Source organism: Streptomyces sp. NRRL S-31 (assembly GCF_000718775.1).
Classification (GTDB): Bacteria; Actinomycetota; Actinomycetes; order Streptomycetales; family Streptomycetaceae; genus Streptomyces.
The window spans coordinates 1-16,492 of record NZ_JOCB01000138.1; the positions used below are offsets into that span (position 1 = coordinate 1).

The 16,492-nt window shown below is 74.3% G+C and carries 14 protein-coding genes; 8 read left to right on the plus strand and 6 right to left on the minus strand.

Features of this window, described 5'->3' with window-relative positions; translation table 11 throughout:
• Window positions 1-149: 149 nt before the first annotated feature.
• Entirely contained in the window at window positions 150-278 is a 129-nt protein-coding gene (locus IF37_RS46505) for a hypothetical protein (RefSeq protein WP_301540372.1), read from the plus strand.
• Window positions 279-341: 63 nt separating this feature from the next.
• Entirely contained in the window at window positions 342-1,076 is a 735-nt protein-coding gene (locus IF37_RS0135540; RefSeq protein WP_030752723.1) for a DUF4239 domain-containing protein, read from the plus strand.
• Between the two features lie 137 nt (window positions 1,077-1,213).
• On the opposite strand, the gene IF37_RS0135545 is transcribed toward IF37_RS0135540, so the two are convergent.
• On the minus strand, window positions 1,214-2,194 hold the full coding sequence (locus tag IF37_RS0135545; RefSeq protein WP_030752726.1) for a hypothetical protein: 981 nt from the start codon (window positions 2,192-2,194) through the stop codon (window positions 1,214-1,216).
• A 332-nt stretch (window positions 2,195-2,526) separates the two neighbouring features.
• On the opposite strand from IF37_RS0135545, the gene IF37_RS0135550 reads away from it, so the two are divergent.
• The gene (locus tag IF37_RS0135550; RefSeq protein WP_030752729.1) at window positions 2,527-3,198 is read left to right on the plus strand and encodes a class F sortase; all 672 of its coding nucleotides are present in this window, start codon (window positions 2,527-2,529) and stop codon (window positions 3,196-3,198) included.
• Window positions 3,199-3,257: 59 nt separating this feature from the next.
• Here the strand turns inward: IF37_RS0135550 and IF37_RS0135555 are convergent, their stop codons facing one another.
• Both IF37_RS0135555 and lysX read right to left on the minus strand, forming a co-directional pair.
• Window positions 3,258-4,097 carry a polysaccharide deacetylase family protein gene (locus IF37_RS0135555; RefSeq protein ID WP_030752732.1) on the minus strand — a complete coding sequence of 280 codons (840 nt, stop codon included), beginning with the start codon at window positions 4,095-4,097 and terminating at the stop codon, window positions 3,258-3,260.
• A 91-nt stretch (window positions 4,098-4,188) separates the two neighbouring features.
• Window positions 4,189-7,464 carry a bifunctional lysylphosphatidylglycerol synthetase/lysine--tRNA ligase LysX gene (lysX, locus tag IF37_RS0135560; RefSeq protein ID WP_030752735.1) on the minus strand — a complete coding sequence of 1,092 codons (3,276 nt, stop codon included), beginning with the start codon at window positions 7,462-7,464 and terminating at the stop codon, window positions 4,189-4,191.
• An 89-nt stretch (window positions 7,465-7,553) separates the two neighbouring features.
• Between lysX and IF37_RS0135565 the strand changes: the two genes are divergently transcribed.
• Both IF37_RS0135565 and IF37_RS0135570 read left to right on the plus strand, forming a co-directional pair.
• Window positions 7,554-8,024, plus strand: coding sequence for a universal stress protein (locus IF37_RS0135565; RefSeq protein WP_030752738.1), 471 nt, complete (start codon window positions 7,554-7,556; stop codon window positions 8,022-8,024).
• A gap of 198 nt (window positions 8,025-8,222) precedes the next feature.
• Complete coding sequence (locus tag IF37_RS0135570) at window positions 8,223-9,671, plus strand: amino acid permease (RefSeq protein WP_030752741.1); 1,449 nt, start codon at window positions 8,223-8,225, stop codon at window positions 9,669-9,671.
• Here IF37_RS0135570 and IF37_RS0135575 read toward each other — a convergent pair.
• Window positions 9,658-10,845, minus strand: a complete 1,188-nt coding sequence (locus IF37_RS0135575) for a CapA family protein (RefSeq protein ID WP_030752744.1) — start codon at window positions 10,843-10,845, stop codon at window positions 9,658-9,660. The two genes, IF37_RS0135570 and IF37_RS0135575, sit on opposite strands and share 14 nt — an antisense overlap.
• A 215-nt stretch (window positions 10,846-11,060) precedes the next feature.
• Between IF37_RS0135575 and IF37_RS0135580 the strand changes: the two genes are divergently transcribed.
• The 3 genes from IF37_RS0135580 (at window position 11,061) to IF37_RS0135590 (ending at window position 13,106) form a co-directional block, all read left to right on the plus strand.
• Window positions 11,061-11,609 (plus strand): sigma-70 family RNA polymerase sigma factor, encoded by a 549-nt coding sequence (locus IF37_RS0135580; protein WP_030752751.1) that lies wholly within the window; start codon window positions 11,061-11,063, stop codon window positions 11,607-11,609.
• A gap of 150 nt (window positions 11,610-11,759) precedes the next feature.
• Complete coding sequence (locus tag IF37_RS0135585) at window positions 11,760-12,275, plus strand: hypothetical protein (RefSeq protein ID WP_030752754.1); 516 nt, start codon at window positions 11,760-11,762, stop codon at window positions 12,273-12,275.
• 174 nt (window positions 12,276-12,449) lie between these two features.
• Window positions 12,450-13,106 carry a zf-HC2 domain-containing protein gene (locus tag IF37_RS0135590; protein ID WP_030752757.1) on the plus strand — a complete coding sequence of 219 codons (657 nt, stop codon included), beginning with the start codon at window positions 12,450-12,452 and terminating at the stop codon, window positions 13,104-13,106.
• Between the two features lie 27 nt (window positions 13,107-13,133).
• Here IF37_RS0135590 and IF37_RS0135595 read toward each other — a convergent pair whose 3' ends face one another.
• On the minus strand, window positions 13,134-13,997 hold the full coding sequence (locus IF37_RS0135595; protein WP_030752760.1) for an Fpg/Nei family DNA glycosylase: 864 nt from the start codon (window positions 13,995-13,997) through the stop codon (window positions 13,134-13,136).
• Window positions 13,998-14,029: 32 nt separating this feature from the next.
• Window positions 14,030-16,117, minus strand: a complete 2,088-nt coding sequence (locus IF37_RS0135600) for a SpoIIE family protein phosphatase (protein WP_030752763.1) — start codon at window positions 16,115-16,117, stop codon at window positions 14,030-14,032.
• Between the last annotated feature and the right edge of the window lie 375 nt (window positions 16,118-16,492).

Here is a 16,492-nt window from a genome sequence, read left to right on the forward strand (position 1 = left end):
CGCCCCCGCCCGCCCGGCCCGCGCCGGCGCCGCCGGCACCCCGGCCGACCCCGACACCGACACCGACCCCTACACCCACACCCACCCCGGCACCGCGGCCCACGCCGAAGCCGGCGCCCAGGCCCGCCCCGCGGCCCGCCGCGACCCCGGTGAGCTACCCGGCGTACCACCCGCACGTCATCCGGCGCCCCGCACGCCGCCACACCACCCCCGTCACCTACGTCCTGCTCATCACCATCCCCGCGATCGTCGCCGTCGCGGCGCTGCGCCCGCGCTGACCCGCGCCGTCCCCTCACTCCTGGAGGCACCCGTTGTCGGATTGGCTTGTTCTCGTCCTTGCGATGCTGGGGGCCTGTGCCGTGGTGGTCGTCATCACGCTGCTGCGGCACCGGACGGCCGCCGAGGACGAGGACCCCAGCGAGACCCCCGACGTCATCGAGTACATGACGATGTGGATCGGCGTCGTCTACGCCATCGTGCTGGGCCTGGCGATCGCGGGCGTGTGGGAGGCCCGCAGCGCCGCCCAGGACTACGTACAGGCCGAGGCCCAGGCGCTGCACGAGATCTCGGAGCGGGTGCGCGTCTACCCGCCGGACGTCCGTGACCGCGTTCGCGGCGACGTGGACTCCTACGTCGGCTACGTCGTCCGCACCGAGTGGCGCCGGATGGCGGACGACGGCGAGGTCACGGAGCGCGGCGCCGAACTGCTCCAGCGCCTCCGGGCGGACGTGACCGACTACCGGCCGGCGAACGACTTCGAGGCACAGGCCTACCAGCCGCTGCTGGACCAGCTCGCCGCGGCCGACCAGGCGCGCAACGCGCGCGCCGACTCCACCGGGGCCACCATGCCGCCGGTCGTGTGGTGGGGGCTGCTCACCGGCGGGCTGATCACCATCGGCATGGTCTTCGCGCTCCAGATCCGGCGGACCGGGCGGGAACTGATCCTGGCCGGACTGTTCTCGGCGACCATCGCCTTCATGCTGTTCCTCATCTGGGACCTCGACGCGCCCTACAGCCGGGGCATCGCGGTGACCACGGAGCCGTTCCTCACCATGTTCCCGGGCGTCGGCGGATAGCCCCCCGGCCCCGGCGGCGCGGCGACCGCGGCAGGCCTCGCCCCCGGTTCCTCGCGGAAACGGGGGCGCGTGCCCGTCGGTGTCCCGTGTGCCCGGGGGCGGGGCCGGATCCGGTGGCCTCTGCGGCGCACCGGGGCTCAGACGCGGTTCTCGTGCCGGCGGCGCAGCCAGAAGACGCCACCGCCGCCGATCAGGGCGGTGGCCACCAGACCGCTGCCGATGGCCGTGTCGGTGGGCGTCGCGCCGCTGGTCCTGCTGCCGCCGAGACCGCCGTTGACACCGCCGAGCACGGTGAAGGCCCCGCGGCTGGTCAGGGTGCGACCGTCGCAGCGGACGGTGATGTCGTACCGGCCGCGGCGGACGTCGCGGTCGACGGTGGCGACACCGCGCGCGGAGTCGTCGCGGAACGGCTCCAGCCGGACGGTGCCGAAGGCGTCGGAACTCGCCGTGCCGCTCCGGCAGCCGTTGACGATGATGGTGAGACGGCCCCCGGCGGGCAGGACGTCGGGCGTGACGAAGATGTCGCGGGAGTTGCCGAACTCGTCGCCACGCTCACCGAAGTCGCCACCGTGGTGGCCGAAGTCGTCGCCCCGGTTGCCGAACTCCTCGCCGCCGCGGTGGCCGTTGCCCTCTCCCCCGCGCCCGTTGCCCTCTCCCCCGCGCCCATTGCCCTCTCCCCCGCGCCCGTTGCCCTCGCCGCCCCGGCCGTTGCCCTCGCCGCCCCGGCCGTTCCCGCCTTCGCCCCCACGGCCGTTGCCGTTGAAGTTCCCGTTCCCGTTCCCGTTGAAATGGCCGTTTCCGTTTCCGTTTCCGTTGCCGTTGCCGTTGAAGTGGCCGTTCCCGTTGCCGTTGCCGTTGCCGTTGCCGTTCCCGTTGAAATGGCCGTTCCCGTTGCCGTTCCCGTTGAAGTTCCCGTTCCCGGGAATCAGGCCGCCTCCGGGGATGACCCCGTTCCCGCTGAAGGTGCCGATGTTGCCGGTACCGGGGACGATGACGGTGGAGTCGGTGCCGCTCGGCCCACCCCCGTTGCCCATGCCGTCCGCGACGGCCGAGGGAGCGGCGAGCCCGAGGACGGCGACCGTGGTGCACGCCGCCGCCAGGGCACGTTGGTTGCGCATGTGATCCTCCGCGGGAGGTCACCGGGTCCCGTCCCCGGTGTATCGGCGAGAGAACACCTCCCGGGTCGACCCTCGGACGCGCGGAACACGCCCGCATGTCGAGAATGGTCCGTCCTGGTGAGGCGACACGCCGACGGACAACCACACAATCGGATATTGCCGCAGGTCACGGACCGTCAGAAAATATCCGGGAACGGCAACTCGGATGGCGCACCGGGCAGGCGGCGGGCCACCCGTTCGCCGATCGTCCCGTCGCCCGCCGCCCGCGCGGGATTTAGCGTTTTCCCATGCGCGACGGACGTGGTGACGACCGCGTCGAGAGGGGATGGCGAATGTCCGCGACCAAGCTGTCCGAGCTTGCCGAAGAGGAGGAACGGCGGAAGAAGCGCGCCCCGTGGGGGGTGATAGCGCTTGTTCTGCTGACCGGTCTGGCCCTGATCCGCAACGGATCGGGGGAGTTCGACGTCGGCCCGCCGCAGCCCGCCTCGGCCGCGGCCCCGGACGTCCGCGCCACCCTGGGCACCTTCGCGCCGGCGCCCACCGCGCTGGCGTTCTCCCCCGTCCAGCGGGTGCGCATCCCGGCGATCCGGGTGGACGCGCCCGTGGTGCAGGTCGGGCTGGACGCGGACGGCTGGGTCGCCGCGCCGCCGCCGGAGAACCCGGGGCTGGCCGGCTGGTTCACCGGCGCGGTGTCCCCCGGGGAGAAGGGCACCGCGGTCGTCGTCGGCCATGTCGACAACCAGCAGGGGCCCGCCGTCTTCTACGGCCTCGGGGCACTGAAGAAGGGGAACCAGGTCGAGATCCTGCGCCAGGACGGGAAGACCGCGGTGTTCGAGATCTACGGGGTCGAGGTGTTCGCGAAGGACCATTTCCCCGGCGACCGGGTGTACGGCTCGAAGGGGACGCCGGAACTGCGCGTCATCACCTGCGGCGGCGGCTTCTCCAAGAAGAACGGCTACGAGGGGAACGTCGTCGTCTTCGCCCGCCTGGCCGCGGTCGTCTGAGACCGCCGCGGCCCGGCGGGCGGCGGACCGGCGCGGGCCCGGGAGAGGGCCCGCCGCCGTCACACGCGCCGACTCGGCACGGTGAGGTGGTATCCGGAGTCGATCAGATGGGGCAGCCACTCCCGCAGCGCCCGGACGGTCTGCGAACGGTCGCCCCCGGCGTCGTGGGAGAGCACCACGACGCCGGGGGCGGCCCCTTCCTCCACCTGGTCGATGATGGTGTCGGTGCCGGGCTCCATCCAGTCGGTGGTGTCCACGGTCCAGGCCATCGGTTCCATGCCCATGTCGGCGCCCAGCTGGAAGGCGGCCCGGTTCCACGCGCCGTAGGGCGCCCGGAACCACTGGGGGCGCTCGCCGTAGGTGTCCTCGATGACGTCGCTGGTGCGCTCCATCTCGGAACGGATCTCCTTGCGGCGCAGCGTCGTCAGCAGCGGGTGCGTCCAGGTGTGGTTGCCGACGACATGGCCCTCGTCGGCCATCCGGGCCAGCAGTTCCCTGTTCTCGACGACGCACTCCCCGCACACGAAGAACATCGCCCGGACGCGGTACCGGGCGAGGGTGTCCAGGATGTGCGGGGTGTAGGCGGGATTGGGGCCGTCGTCGAAGGTCAGCACCATGCGCCGGCCGCTGCCGGAGATCTGGAGGATGGGTTCCTCGCGCACCTTCAGCCGGCGGGGCGGGGTGCGGGGCGGTCCGTATCCGGTGAGCGGCTGGAGCCGGAAGGTGGAGGGCGCCAGGGCCCGGCGGGCCGGCGGGCCGGCGGCAGCGGGGGCCACCACGGGCCGGGCGGTCTCCTCGCCGCCGCCCGCCAGCACGAGACCCGCGGTGCCCGCCGATCCGAGCGCGGCGGCGCCGGCGAGGAGCATCCGGCGCCGCGTGAACAACTGATCCTTCTGCATGACCCATCAGTCGCCCCGCCGGGCTCCGCCGCACCGCAACGCCACGGCGGGGCGGGGGGAATGCACCCGGACAGCCGAGTGGGCGGCCGCCTCAGCGGCGGTGCGCGAACGGGAACGGCAGTGTCTCCCGGATCGTCAGGCCGGTGAGGAACATGACGAGCCGGTCGACGCCGAGGCCGAGGCCGCCGGTCGGGGGCATGCCGTAGCCGAGGGCCCGGAGGAAGTCCTCGTCCGGTTCCCTGGCCTCCGGGTCGCCGCCGGCCGCCCGCGGTGACCGCTCGGTGAGCCGGCGGCGCTGTTCGAGGGGGTCGGTCAGCTCGGTGCAGCCGGTGCCGAGTTCGGTGCCGAACGCGACGAGGTCCCAGCGTTCGGCGAGCCGCGGGTCGGTGCGGTGCCGCCGGACCAGCGGGCAGACGCCGACGGGGAAGTCCGTGTAGAAGGTGGGCGGCCCGGTCCGGCGTTCGACCAGCCGTTCGTACAGCTCCAGCACGACGTCGCCGGGCCCGTCGTCGGCGGTGTACGGCACCCCGGTGCGGTCGCACAGCCGGTGCAGCCGCAGCAGTTCGGTGCCGGGGCCGATCTCCTCCCCCAGCGCCTCGGACAGCGCCCCGTGCACGGTCTTGACGGGCCAGGTCCCGGAGATGTCGTGCTCCCGGCCGTCCTTGCGGACCACCGGGGCGCCGAAGGCGGCGGTCGCGGCGGCCTGGACCAGCTCGCGGGCGAGGCCGCGCACGACGGCGTGGTCGGCGTGCGCCTGGTACGCCTCCAGCAGCGTGAACTCGGGGTTGTGCTGGTGGGATACGCCCTCGTTGCGGAAGGCGCGGCCGAGTTCGAAGACCTTCTCCAGACCGCCGACGCACAGCCGCTTCAGATACAGCTCGGGGGCGATGCGCAGGTACAGGTCGAGGTCGTAGGCGTTGCCGCGGGTGGTGAAGGGGCGGGCGTCGGCGCCGCCGTGGACCCGCTGGAGCACCGGCGTCTCGACCTCCAGGTAGCCGCGGTCCAGCAGGCCCTGGCGCAGCGCCTGTACGGCGGCGGAGCGAGTGCGCAGGACGGCGCGGGCGTCGGGGCTGGTGATCAGGTCCAGGTGGCGGAGGCGGACCCGGGCCTCGGGGTCGGTCAGGCCGTGGTGCTTGCCGGGCAGCGGGTGCAGGCACTTGCCGGTGAGCCGCCAGGAGGTGACGAAGACGGTGGGCTCGCCCCGGTCGCTCAGCCCGGCGCGGCCGGAGACGGTGACGTGGTCGCCGGTGTCGGCGTCGGCGGTGAAGCGGTCGAGTTCCGGGCCCGAGCCGTCGCGGGTGAGGGCGATCTGGTGGTCGCCGGACCAGTCGCGCAGCACGGCGAAGACGATGCCGCCGAAGTCGCGGACCAGCATGACGCGGCCGGCGACGGTGACGTCCTCGCCGGGCGGGACGTCGGCCAGGGCGTGGGTGGGCACGGGGGTGCCCACCGGGTAGGGGTCGGTGCCGGTGGCGCGCAGCCGGTCCAGGGTGCGGTGCCGGACGCGGACCTGGTCGGGCAGGCCCGCGTCCGGGGCGGCGGCCCCGGCCTCGTCCCCTCCGGCGGGGCCGAGCACCGACCGGGACGGCGGCCGCGCCGGGCCGGCGGGCCGCTGTCCTTGTCGCGGGTGCCCCTTTCCGAGGAGTTCGCGCAACGAGGGTACGGAGACGAAGCCTTCGGCGATGGCGGAGGCGAGGCCGATGCGGGCGAGGGAGGCGGTCTCGCCGTAGCAGAGGAAGCGCGGGTACCACTCGGGGCGGTACTTGGCGTTGGAGCGGTACAGGGCCTCCAGCTGCCACCAGCGGGAGAGGAACAGCAGCAGCCGGCGCCAGAGCCGGAGCACGGGGCCGGCGCCGATGCGGGCGCCCTCCTCGAAGACGGACCGGAAGACGGCGAAGTTCAGCGAGATCCGGCGCACGCCCAGTTTGGGCGCGGCGGCGCACAGTTCGGCGACCATGAACTCCGTCACGCCGTTGGGGGCGGCCCGGTCACGGCGCATCAGGTCCAGGGAGACGCCGTCGCGGCCCCAGGGCACGAAGGAGAGCAGCGCGAGCAGCCGGCCGTCCTCGCCGAGGGCCTCCACGAGCAGGCAGTCGCCGTCGGCGGGGTCGCCGAGCCGGTCCAGGGCCATGGAGAAGCCGCGCTCGGTCTCGGTGTCCCGCCAGGCGTCTGCCTTGGCGACGATCGCCTCCGTCTCCCGGTCGGTGAGGGCGGCGTGCCGGCGGATGCGGCAGACGGCTCCGGTGCGGCGGACCCGGTGCACCGCCTGCCGGGTGACGCGCATGTCCCGGCCGCCGAGGTCGAATCCCGGGATGCGCAGGACCGCCTCGTCGCCGAGCTGGAGGGCGCTGAGTCCGGCGCGGGCGTAGGCGCGGGCGCCGGTCTCGGAGGCGCCCATCACTGCGGGCGCCCAGGCGTGCCGGCGGGCTCCGTCCAGCCAGGCGTCGATGGCGTGCGGCCAGGCTTCCGGGTCGCCGAGGGGGTCGCCGGCGGCCAGGCACACACCGGCCTCGACGCGGTAGGCGACGGCCGCCTTGCCGCTGGGCGAGAAGACGACGGCCTTGTCGCGCCGGGTGGCGAAGTAGCCGAGGGAGTCCCGGGCGCCGTGCGCGGTCAGCAGGGCCCGTACGCGGGCCTCCTCGTCGCCGTGCAGGGCGGCCTCCAGGCGCTGGGAGCGGAACAGCGCGGCGGTGGCGTTGAGCAGGGCGACGGCGCCGAACAGGCCGAGGACGAAGGTGACCTGGCGCGGTGGGCGGCCGGCGAAGGAGCCGGCCGGGACCAGTCCGCCGCACACCCGGTCGGCGGCCCAGGCCAGGTGCTGGCCGGCCGGGAGGGTGCCGGGGAAGAGCTGGAGCAGGCCCCAGCCGACCAGGACGGACACGGCCAGCCCGGCCAGCAGCACGGCGAGCGCCCGCCGTACGGCGCCGCGGCGGGAGGCGGCGTAGAACTCCGCTCTGGCGGCCACCAGCAGGAGCAGCAGCAGTGTGCACGGTACGAGGGACGGCAGTGACTGGGCGTACAGGCCGACGGCCACGCCGAGCACGTCGGCGAGGACGAGCAGGCCGAGGTAGACGACGACCAGCCACCAGGCGACCCGCTTGCGGGCGGCGGTGGCGCCGGCCAGCAGGAACAGGAAGACGGCGTAGGCGAGGTTGGCGCTGATGGGGACCAGCAGCAGGTCGAGGGCGCGGGCGAGGGGGCGGAGCGGGCCGCGCAGCGGGGGGACGACGGCGAGCAGGGCGCACAGCAGGCCGAGTGCGGCGAAGAGGGCCGCGAAGGCTCCCGGGACCCGGCCGAGGCGTCCGCCGCCGGGCGGGCGTGCCGCGCCGCCGTCCCCGCGGACGGCCGGCTCCTCCGTGGCGGTCATGGTTCCGACTCTAGGAACGCCCCGCGCGCCCCGCCCGTCGAGCGGGACCGGGCCTCGGCTGGAACCGCCGGTTCCGATAGCCTCGGGACGTGACGGAACAGCATCAGGAGCCTTCGCACACGTTCGAACGGGGCACGGACGGGCCGAAGGTCGTCGTCGTCGGTGTGGACGGCTCGGACTCCTCGTTGCGCGCCGCGGCGTACGCGGGCGGGCTGGCCCGGCGGCAGCGCGCGCTGCTGGCCGTGGTGTACGTGCAGCCGGTGCTGGCGGCGGGGACGGCGCTCGGGGCGCCGGTGATGGAGACGACCGACGAGATCGCCGAGGACCTGATCGCGCAGATCCGGGAGGCGGCCGAGCGGGTCAAGGGGATCTTCGAGGTGCGCTGGGAGTTCCACACCTTCCGCGGCGACCCCTACAACGGCCTGGTGAAGGCGGCGGACGAACTGAAGGCGGACGCGGTGGTGGTGGGCGCCTCCGAGCAGGCCGGCCACCGGATCATCGGTTCGGTCGCGGTGCGGCTGGTGAAGGCGGGACGCTGGCCGGTGACAGTCGTCCCGTAGCCGCCCCGGCGGCGGTGACGGCCCCTTCGCCGTCCGGTCGCGCCGGCCGGCGCGGGTACCGGTCGGCGGCCCGCGCGGCGCGGCCCGTGTTCCCTGCCGGGACGGCGGCCGGGGCGTGCGTGGCGTCTTCCCTGGGCGGCGCCCCTGAGACATCATGATCGGCCGTCAGCCGTTGCCGTGGGCGAAGAGGTGAGACGCATGGCCAGGATCCGCGCGGGTGAGGGGATTCTCCGCCGCAAACCCATCGAGCACATCGAGGAGACCGAGGTCGGCGAGGGCACGGCGCTGGCCAGGTCGCTGGGGCTCTGGCAGCTCACCGCCATCGGCGTGGGCGGGATCATCGGCGCGGGCATCTTCACGCTGGCCGGCACCGTGGCCAACGGCACGGCCGGGCCCGCGGTGCTGGTGTCCTTCCTGATCGCCGGTGCGGCGAGCGCCTGCGCCGCGCTGTCGTACGCCGAGTTCGCCGGGCTGATCCCGAAGGCCGGGTCGGCCTACACCTACGGGTACGCGGTGCTCGGCGAGTTCGCGGGCTGGTTCATCGGCTGGGACCTGCTGCTGGAGTACACGGCGATCGTGGCCGTGGTGGCGATCGGCATCTCCGGCTACTTCAGCTTCCTGGTCGAGCAGATGGGCGCCGGCCTGCCGCAGTGGATGCTGGGCGCGCCCGGCACGGGGGACGGGCACCGGGTCGACCTGTTCGCGGCCGTGCTCTGTCTGCTGATCGCCTGGCTGCTGAACCTGGGCATCCGCAGCGCGGCCCGCTTCGAGACGTTCGTGGTCGTCCTGAAGGTGCTGGTGGTGCTGCTGGTGATCGGGGTGGGCGTGTTCCACATCGACTCGGCGAACTACCACCCGTTCTTCCCGTTCGGGCTCGGCGGGGCCTTCACGGGCGCGGCGACGGTGTTCTTCGCGGTGTTCGGCTACGACGCGATGTCGACGGCGGCCGAGGAGTCGAAGGACGCCCAGCGGCACATGCCGAAGGCGATCATCTACTCGCTGGTGATCTCCATGGTGCTGTACGTGGCGGCCTGCCTGGTGCTGACGGGCATGCAGAACTACAAGGACATCGACAAGGAGAGCGGCTTCTCCACGGCGTTCAAGTCGGTGGGGCTCAGCGGGCTGGCGGACGTGATCGCGGTCGGGGCGATCATCGGCATCCTGACGGTGATGTTCACGTTCATGCTGGGCGTGACCCGGGTGTGGTTCTCGATGTCCCGGGATGGGCTGCTGCCCAGGTGGTTCGCGAAGACGCACCCGACGCGGCACGTGCCGACCCGGGTGACGTGGATCGTCGGGGCGGCGTCCGCGGTCATCGCCGGGTTCGTCCCGATCGCCGAGGCGGCGGAGCTGACCAACATCGGCATCCTGCTGGCGTTCGTGGTGGTGTGCGTGGCGGTGATCGTGCTGCGCTACCGGCAGCCGGGCCTGCCGCGTGCCTTCCGTACGCCGGGGATGCCGTTCGTGCCCGCGCTGGGGGTCGTCTTCTCGGTCTGGCTGATCACGTTCCTCCAGTGGCAGACCTGGGTGCGGTTCGCGGTGTGGTTCGTGATCGGCTGTGGGGTCTATTTCGGCTACTCCTACCGGCGTTCGGTGCTCGCCACCGGGCGGCCCGCCGAGGGGCCGGGGTCGGTCACTCGGCCATGACCAGTCCGTCCTGTGCGGCCCCGCGGCTGAGCACGACGTCCCTGATCCGGTCGCGCACCGCCTCCAGTTCGGCGCCCTGGGCGATGGCCCGGCCGAGGTCGACGACCCGGCCGGCGTCGAGGTCGTACAGCGCGGGGACGAACTCGGCGCGGGTGACCCGCCAGGGCTCGCCCGGCCGGACCGGCGGGGCGAAGGCGAAGCGGCCGAGGGTGGACTGGCCGGTCCGCGGGTCCGGGGCCTGCCCGCCGTCGGGCCCGCCGTCGATCTGGTCGCCCAGGCCGTAGACCACCCAGGTGCCGTTGACCTTCTCGTACGGCTGCGGGACGCGGGTGCGGGCGCCGAGGATCAGGTCGATGTCCGGGTGGCCGTCGGTGGCCGAGGCGGTGAGCCGCTGGGCGAGGGTGAGCTGGACGCGGTCGGGCTCGTCCTGTCCCTCGGTGCCCCAGTCCAGGGAGACCACGACCACGTCGGCGCCGCCCCGCCGGGCGGCGCGGGCGTCGGCGAGGATCCGGTCGGCGTCGATCGGGTTGACCGCCCAGGGCTGTCCGGGCGGCAGCGGACGGTCGGTGCCGGCGGTGTACGACAGGTGGGCGACCTCGGCACCGCCCGCCCGGAACAGCACGACCGAGCGGGCCTCGGCCTCGCCGCGGGCGGTTCCGGCGTGCCGCAGACCGGCCGCGTCCAGGGCGTCGAGGGTGCGCCGGACACCGTCGGCGCCGTCGTCCAGGGCGTGGCCGGTGGCGGTGGCGCAGCCGTCGTAGCCGGTCGCCGCGAGGTCCCGGGCCAGCCGGGGCGGGGTCGTGCGGACGGGCTGACCGGTGCCGGGCGCGTTCGTGCCGGGCGCGTCGGTGCCGTACACCGTGGCCAGGTGGCACAGTGCCAGGCCGGCGCCGGAGACCACCGGCCGGATGCCGGAGAGCATGGGGCGGAAGTCGTACCCGTTGCCCCCGGCGTCGTAGGCGGCCCGCTCGGTCACGGAGGCGTGCGGCCGGATGTCCCCGGAGGCGACGAGGGTGAAGCCGCCGGTCCCGGAGGGCGGCGCGGGCGCCGGTGACGCGGCGGGTCCCGGCGCTCCGGTGTCCTGGTGCTGGTTCTGGTTCTGGTTCTGGCAGGCCGCCCCGGCCGCGAGGACGGCGGTCAGGACCAGCGCCACCTGCTGTCGGCGTCCGATCATCACTCACCCCAGGGTTGTCGTATATACAGACGAAATCGTGACGGGCATATGGGTATGAAGCTGATCGTCCGGATAAACGGTCCGGGTGGCGTCTTTAGCCCGTCCGGTGTCCTGACGGACCGCTCGTCCGACCGTTCGTCGACGCGATCGACCGTCCGGCGCACAACCGGGTCCGTGCCTTGTCCGCGGGCCGCGGGCCGCGCTGGCATACGGCCATGACGGCCGGAACCTCACTCACCCCCGGGACGACGACCGCCGAGCACGAGCTGGCCGCGCTCCAGCGCGAGCACGGCGGCTTCCTGTTCGCCCTCCTGCTCAGGCTCTGCGACGGGGACCGCCAGCGCGCCGAGGACCTCGTGCAGGAGACCCTGGTGCGCGCCTGGCGGCACCCGGAGGCCCTGCACGCCGACGGCTTCGACTCCGTGCGGCCCTGGCTGCTCACCGTCGCCCGGCGGCTCGCGATCGACGCCCGGCGGGCCCGGCGGGCCCGGCCGCCGGAGAGCGGCGACGAGGTGCCGGAGAACGCGCGGGTGACCGCCGACCACGCCGAGCGGGCCGCGGCGGTGCTCGATGTCCGGGAGGCTGTGAAGACACTCACGCCGGAACACCGTGACGTGCTCGTACTCGTGTACTTCCACGGGGCCAGTGTGGCGGAAGCGGCGCAGACCCTGGGCATTCCACCCGGTACCGTGAAATCCCGCGCGTACTACGCGCTGCGCGCCCTGCGCCGGGTCCTTCCGGGCTACACAGCCGACCTGCGGTGAAACCGGAAACCTGGTCAAGCCTCGGCAAAGCGCCTTGCTGTCGCCCCCGTCGGGGCAATGGGCTGTCCTCATCCGCGTCCCGGGCGGGCCGGGACCGCGGCCCCGGCGGGGCCCGGGCGACGCGCACGCACCGGAGGAAGGCAGGAAGGGATGCTGCACAGAGGTCACGAGAGCACGGACGGCACCGGCGGCGGTGAACCCACCGTCCCCATGGCCTGGTTCTACGCCGAGTACATCGCCGACGAACTGCTGCGCACGGGCGATCTGATGCCGCCGACGTCCTTCGAGTTCCGGGCCGGCCGGGACGCGCTGGCGCTGACCGTCTTCCTGTCCGACACCGACGGCGAGCTGTCCGGCGTCCGGGTGATCTCCCAGCTGGAGAACTGGCTGTCGCTGACCGCCTACGACCAGCCGTGGCAGGACTGGGTACGGGCGCGTCTGGCCGAGCTGACCGAGCGGGCGGCCGGCTCCGAGTCCCCCGGCCCGGACCTGGCGCTGGCGGCCGGGACCTGGCGCTGGCTGGAGGAGACCGAGCTGCTGGCGCCGGACCTGGACGCGGTGCCGGGCGGCGGGGCGGTGTCCGGGGAGGACGAGGGGCCGCAGGTCTGGACGCCGGCCTGGCGGCTCGGGCTGCCCCTCGGACACCTCGCGATCCACCTCTTCTGAAGCCCCGGAACGCACACCTTCGAAGCCCCGGAACGCACACCGGTCCGCCGGCCGGCACCGCCGCGCGCCCCCGGGTCACCCTTCGGTGCGCGCCTTGAGTGATTCGGTGGTCCGCCGCGTACGGGTGGGAGCACGGAGCGGCCCCACCCGCACCCATCGGCACGAGGATTCGGCATGAGGTCCCTGGAACGGCATCGCGACGTCGGCGCGTACGCGCTCGGCGTGCTGGACGAGGCGGACGCCTTCCGCTTCGAGGACCACCTCGTGGAGTGCCCGTGGTGCGCGGCACACGTGACCGGGTTCCGGCCCGCGACCCGGCAGTTGATGCTGTACCGCCGGGCCACCCCGCGTACCGTGCGCCCGCTGGCACACCCCGGGCCCCGGCTGCTGGACCGGCTGCTCGGCGAGCTGTCCCACCGTCGCCGGGCGCGCCGCCGCCGGCTGCTGTACGGGCTGGCCGCCTCGGTGGTGCTGGCCGTGGCCGGTCCGGGGCTCGTGGCCTTCGCCGGTCACGCGGGGCCGCCCGCCGCCCGGATCACCTCGGCGACCGACCCGCGCACCGGGGTGTGGGCCCAGGTCACCTCCGAGGACCGGACGTGGGGCAGCGATCTGCGACTCGAGATCGAGGACGGCTCCGAGCCGCGCCGCTGCCGGCTGGTCGCGGTCGGCCGGGACGGCACGGAAGAGGTCGTCGCCGGCTGGACCGGCACGGGCGACGGCACCCGGCCCCTCGGGGCGACGGGCGCCTCGGCGCTGCACCCGGGGCAGATCGCGCGCTATGAGGTCCGCACCGACGCCGGGCGGCGGCTGGTGACGCTGAAGGCACCATGACCGCCCTGAAGGCACCACGGCCCGGGCTCACTTCAGCAGCCGGGACAGGCGCCGGTCCGCCAGGGGTCTGCCACCCGTCTGGCAGGTGGGGCAGTACTGGAGCGAGGAGTCGCTGAAGGCGACCTCGCGGATGGTGTCACCGCACACCGGGCAGGGCTCGCCGGTGCGGCCGTGGACGCGCAGACCGGTCCTCTTCTCCGACTTCAGCCGGCCGGCCGCCAGCCCCCGGGAGCGCTCGACCGCCTCGGTGAGCGTGCCGCGCAGCGCCTCGTACAGCCGGTGGGTCTCCCCCGGGGTGAGCGACGCCGCGACCTTGAACGGGGACATCCTCGCGGCGTGCAGGATCTCGTCGCTGTAGGCGTTGCCGACGCCCGCGATCAGCGACTGGTCGCGCAGGGCGCCCTTCAGCCGCCGCCGTTCGCCCGTCAGCAGGGCGGCGAGGCGCTCCTCGTCGAAATCGCCGGCGAGCGGGTCCGGGCCGAGCCGGGCGACGCCCGGGACCTCCGCCGGGTCGCGGACGACGTACACGGCCAGGCGCTTCTGGGTGCCGGCCTCGGTCAGGTCGAAGCCCTCTCCGGTCTCCAGCGCCACCCGCAGCGCCAGCGGCCCCCTGCCGGGCTTCGGCGGGCCGTCCGGCAGCCGGTCCCGCCACTGGAGCCAGCCCGCGCGGGCCAGATGGGTGACCAGGTGGAGCCCGCCGTCCGTCGCGATGTCCAGGAACTTGCCGTGCCGGCGCACGGCCGCCACCCGGGCGCCCTCGACGGCGGTGACCGGCGGGTCGTATGTCTTCAGGACGCTGACCGCCACCGGCAGCACCCGCGCCACCCGCCGTCCGACCAGGTGCTCGGTGAGGAAATCCGTCAGCGCTTCCACTTCGGGGAGTTCCGGCATACGTCCAGGGTGCCATCCGGCGGTCACAGTCCCTACGGGAGCCGGAACTCGCACCACACCGCCTTGCCGCCGCCCCGCGCCTCCACGCCCCAGCTGTCGGCGAGCCGGTCCACCAGGAGCAGCCCGCGGCCGGAGACACCGTCCCGCCCCGCGTCACGGCGTCGCGGCAGGGCGCTGGAGGAGTCCTCGACCTCCACGCGCAGCCTGCGTTCGGCGGCCCCGTCCAGGGCCCGCAGCGTGACGATCGCGGAGCCCTCGGTGTGCAGCAGGGCGTTGGTCATCAGCTCGTCTGCCACCAGCTCGATCTCGTCGGCCTGCTCGCGGGCGCCCCAGGCGCGGACCGCGGCCCGGATCAGGTGCCGGGCGTGGGTGAGGGCCTCCGGGTCGCCCGGCGCCACATGCTGCCGGAGCCGGCCGCCGGGCCGGGTGGCCTGCCGCACCCTGCGGTGCAGCAGGAGCAGCGCCACATCGTCGTCACCGCCCCGTTCCTCGGCCATCCGGATCAGCCGGTCGGCGAGGTCCCGCACCTCGGCGGGCCCCTCGCCGACGAGCGCCGCGAGGCCGCGCATGCCGTCGTCCACATCGGTGCCGGGCAGTTCGACCAGTCCGTCGGTGCACAGCAGCAGGGTGTCGCCCGGGTCGAGTTCGAGGGTGGCGACGGGGTACTCCAGCCGCCCGAACTCGGCGGACAGGCCGAGCGGCAGCCCGCCCGGGACGGGGACCCGGTGGCAGGTGCCGTCGCCGCGCCGGACCAGCGGGTCGATGTGCCCGGCCCGGACCGCCTGGACGACTCCGGTGGACAGGTCGGTCTCGGCGTACAGACAGGTGGCGAACCGGTCGGTGTCGAGTTCGTGCAGGAAGACGGAGGCCCGGGCCATCACGGTGGCCGGGGGGTGGCCCTCGGCGGCGTAGGCGCGCAGCACGATGCGCAACTGGCCCATGACGGCCGCCGCGTGCGTGTCATGGCCCTGGACGTCCCCGATGACCGCGCCGACCCGGCCCGCCCCCGAGGTGGTGCCGCCGGGCAGCGGTATCAGGTCGTACCAGTCGCCGCCGATGTCCCGGCCGAGCGCGGCCGAGCGGTAGCGGACCGCGATGTCGGCGCCGCGGACGCTGGGGATGGTGCGGGGCAGCATGGCCTGCTGGAGGCCCTGGGCGAGGTCCTTCTCCTGCTCGTAGAGCATCGCCCGCATCAGGCTCTGCGCGATGCTGCTGCCGAGCGCGACCAGTACGGCGCGCTCCTCGTCGGAGAAGCCGCGCCGGTCGTCGTAGAGCAGGCCCATCGCGCCGATCGGGCGAGCCTGGGCGATCAGCGGGAGGTAGGCGGCCGAGGTGATGCGCAGGTCGGTGATGTGCGGCCAGAGGATCGGGTAGTCCGCGGCGAACTCCTCCGGGGACTCGATGTACCGGGGGCTGAGGGTGCGCACGACCTCGCTCATCGGGTACGGCTCGTCGATCCGGGTGATGTGGGTGCCCGGTACGGAGGCGCCCGCGGGGCCCTCGGCGACCAGCCGGATGCGGCCCGCCTCCAGCAGGCCCATCACCAGGCTGGCCGCGCCCAGGTGGCGGACGCCGTGGGTGTCCTTGAGGACGTCGATGACGTCCTGGACGGTGCGGGCGTGCGCGAGTGCGGCGGAGATGACCTGGACGACGCCGGTCTGCTGGCGGAACGCCTCGTGCTGGGCGGCGCGGAGACTGCGTGCCGCGCTGTCGGCGAGTTCCCGGGTGGCGTCGCGGACGATGCCGACGACGCGGCGGGGGCGGCCGGTCTCGTCGCGGCGTATGTAGCCCTGGGTGTGCGTCCAGCGCGGGGTGCCGTCGCGGCGGCGGATGCGGAAGTATGCGCCGTAGTTCTCGCTGCCCTCCTTGATCGCCTGGGCGATCGCCGCGTCCAGCCGGGCGGCCTCCGGCGGCGGCACCCGAGCGGTCAGCGACTCCGGGCGTCCGTCGTACTCCTCGGGCAGCAGGTCGAACACCTCGAGGGCCTGGGCGTCCAGGTCCATCAGACCGGCGTCCAGGTCCCAGTCGAAGCTGCCCATGCGGTTGAGCGCGAGGATCGGGTCCGGGTGTGCGGGCCAGTCCTCGGGGAGTGACAGGGCGCTCGCCGACCGGTCGGCCATGGGGCCCACCTTGCCAGCATCCGGGCGATTCCTCGACTCGCCCGGCGGCCCGTGCGGCGCCGACCCCACGCTCAGCCGCCGGGCCCGGTGGGTCCGATGGGTCCGATGGGTCCCGTGGGTCCCGTGGTCCCGGGCGGATCGGTCGGCACCGGCCCGCCGCCGTCCGGGCGGCCGGGGGCGCCGGGCACGTCGAGCGGGCCGAGGTCGACAGCGGTGCCCGGGGAGCGGCCGGACGGGTCCGCCGTCGCGGCCCCGGCCCCGCCGGACGCCGTGGCGGCGGGCGACGCGGGCGTGCCCGGCCCGTCGGATACGGCGGCCGGCGAGACGGGCGTCCCCGGCCGGTCCGATACGGCGGCCGGCGAGACCGGTGTGCCC

Bases quoted from the DNA above. Each gene is read 5' to 3' on its own strand.
- IF37_RS0135595 (WP_030752760.1), bottom strand. From the start codon at position 13,997: ATGCCGGAACTCCCCGAAGTGGAAGCGCTGACGGATTTCCTCACCGAG.
- lysX (WP_030752735.1), bottom strand. From the start codon at position 7,464: ATGACCGCCACGGAGGAGCCGGCCGTCCGCGGGGACGGCGGCGCGGCA.
- IF37_RS0135555 (WP_030752732.1), bottom strand. From the start codon at position 4,097: ATGCAGAAGGATCAGTTGTTCACGCGGCGCCGGATGCTCCTCGCCGGC.
- IF37_RS0135550 (WP_030752729.1), top strand. From the start codon at position 2,527: ATGTCCGCGACCAAGCTGTCCGAGCTTGCCGAAGAGGAGGAACGGCGG.
- IF37_RS0135600 (WP_030752763.1), bottom strand. From the start codon at position 16,117: ATGGCCGACCGGTCGGCGAGCGCCCTGTCACTCCCCGAGGACTGGCCC.
- IF37_RS0135570 (WP_030752741.1), top strand. From the start codon at position 8,223: ATGGCCAGGATCCGCGCGGGTGAGGGGATTCTCCGCCGCAAACCCATC.
- IF37_RS0135545 (WP_030752726.1), bottom strand. From the start codon at position 2,194: ATGCGCAACCAACGTGCCCTGGCGGCGGCGTGCACCACGGTCGCCGTC.
- IF37_RS0135590 (WP_030752757.1), top strand. From the start codon at position 12,450: ATGAGGTCCCTGGAACGGCATCGCGACGTCGGCGCGTACGCGCTCGGC.
- IF37_RS0135585 (WP_030752754.1), top strand. From the start codon at position 11,760: ATGCTGCACAGAGGTCACGAGAGCACGGACGGCACCGGCGGCGGTGAA.
- IF37_RS0135580 (WP_030752751.1), top strand. From the start codon at position 11,061: ATGACGGCCGGAACCTCACTCACCCCCGGGACGACGACCGCCGAGCAC.
- IF37_RS0135540 (WP_030752723.1), top strand. From the start codon at position 342: ATGCTGGGGGCCTGTGCCGTGGTGGTCGTCATCACGCTGCTGCGGCAC.
- IF37_RS0135575 (WP_030752744.1), bottom strand. From the start codon at position 10,845: ATGATCGGACGCCGACAGCAGGTGGCGCTGGTCCTGACCGCCGTCCTC.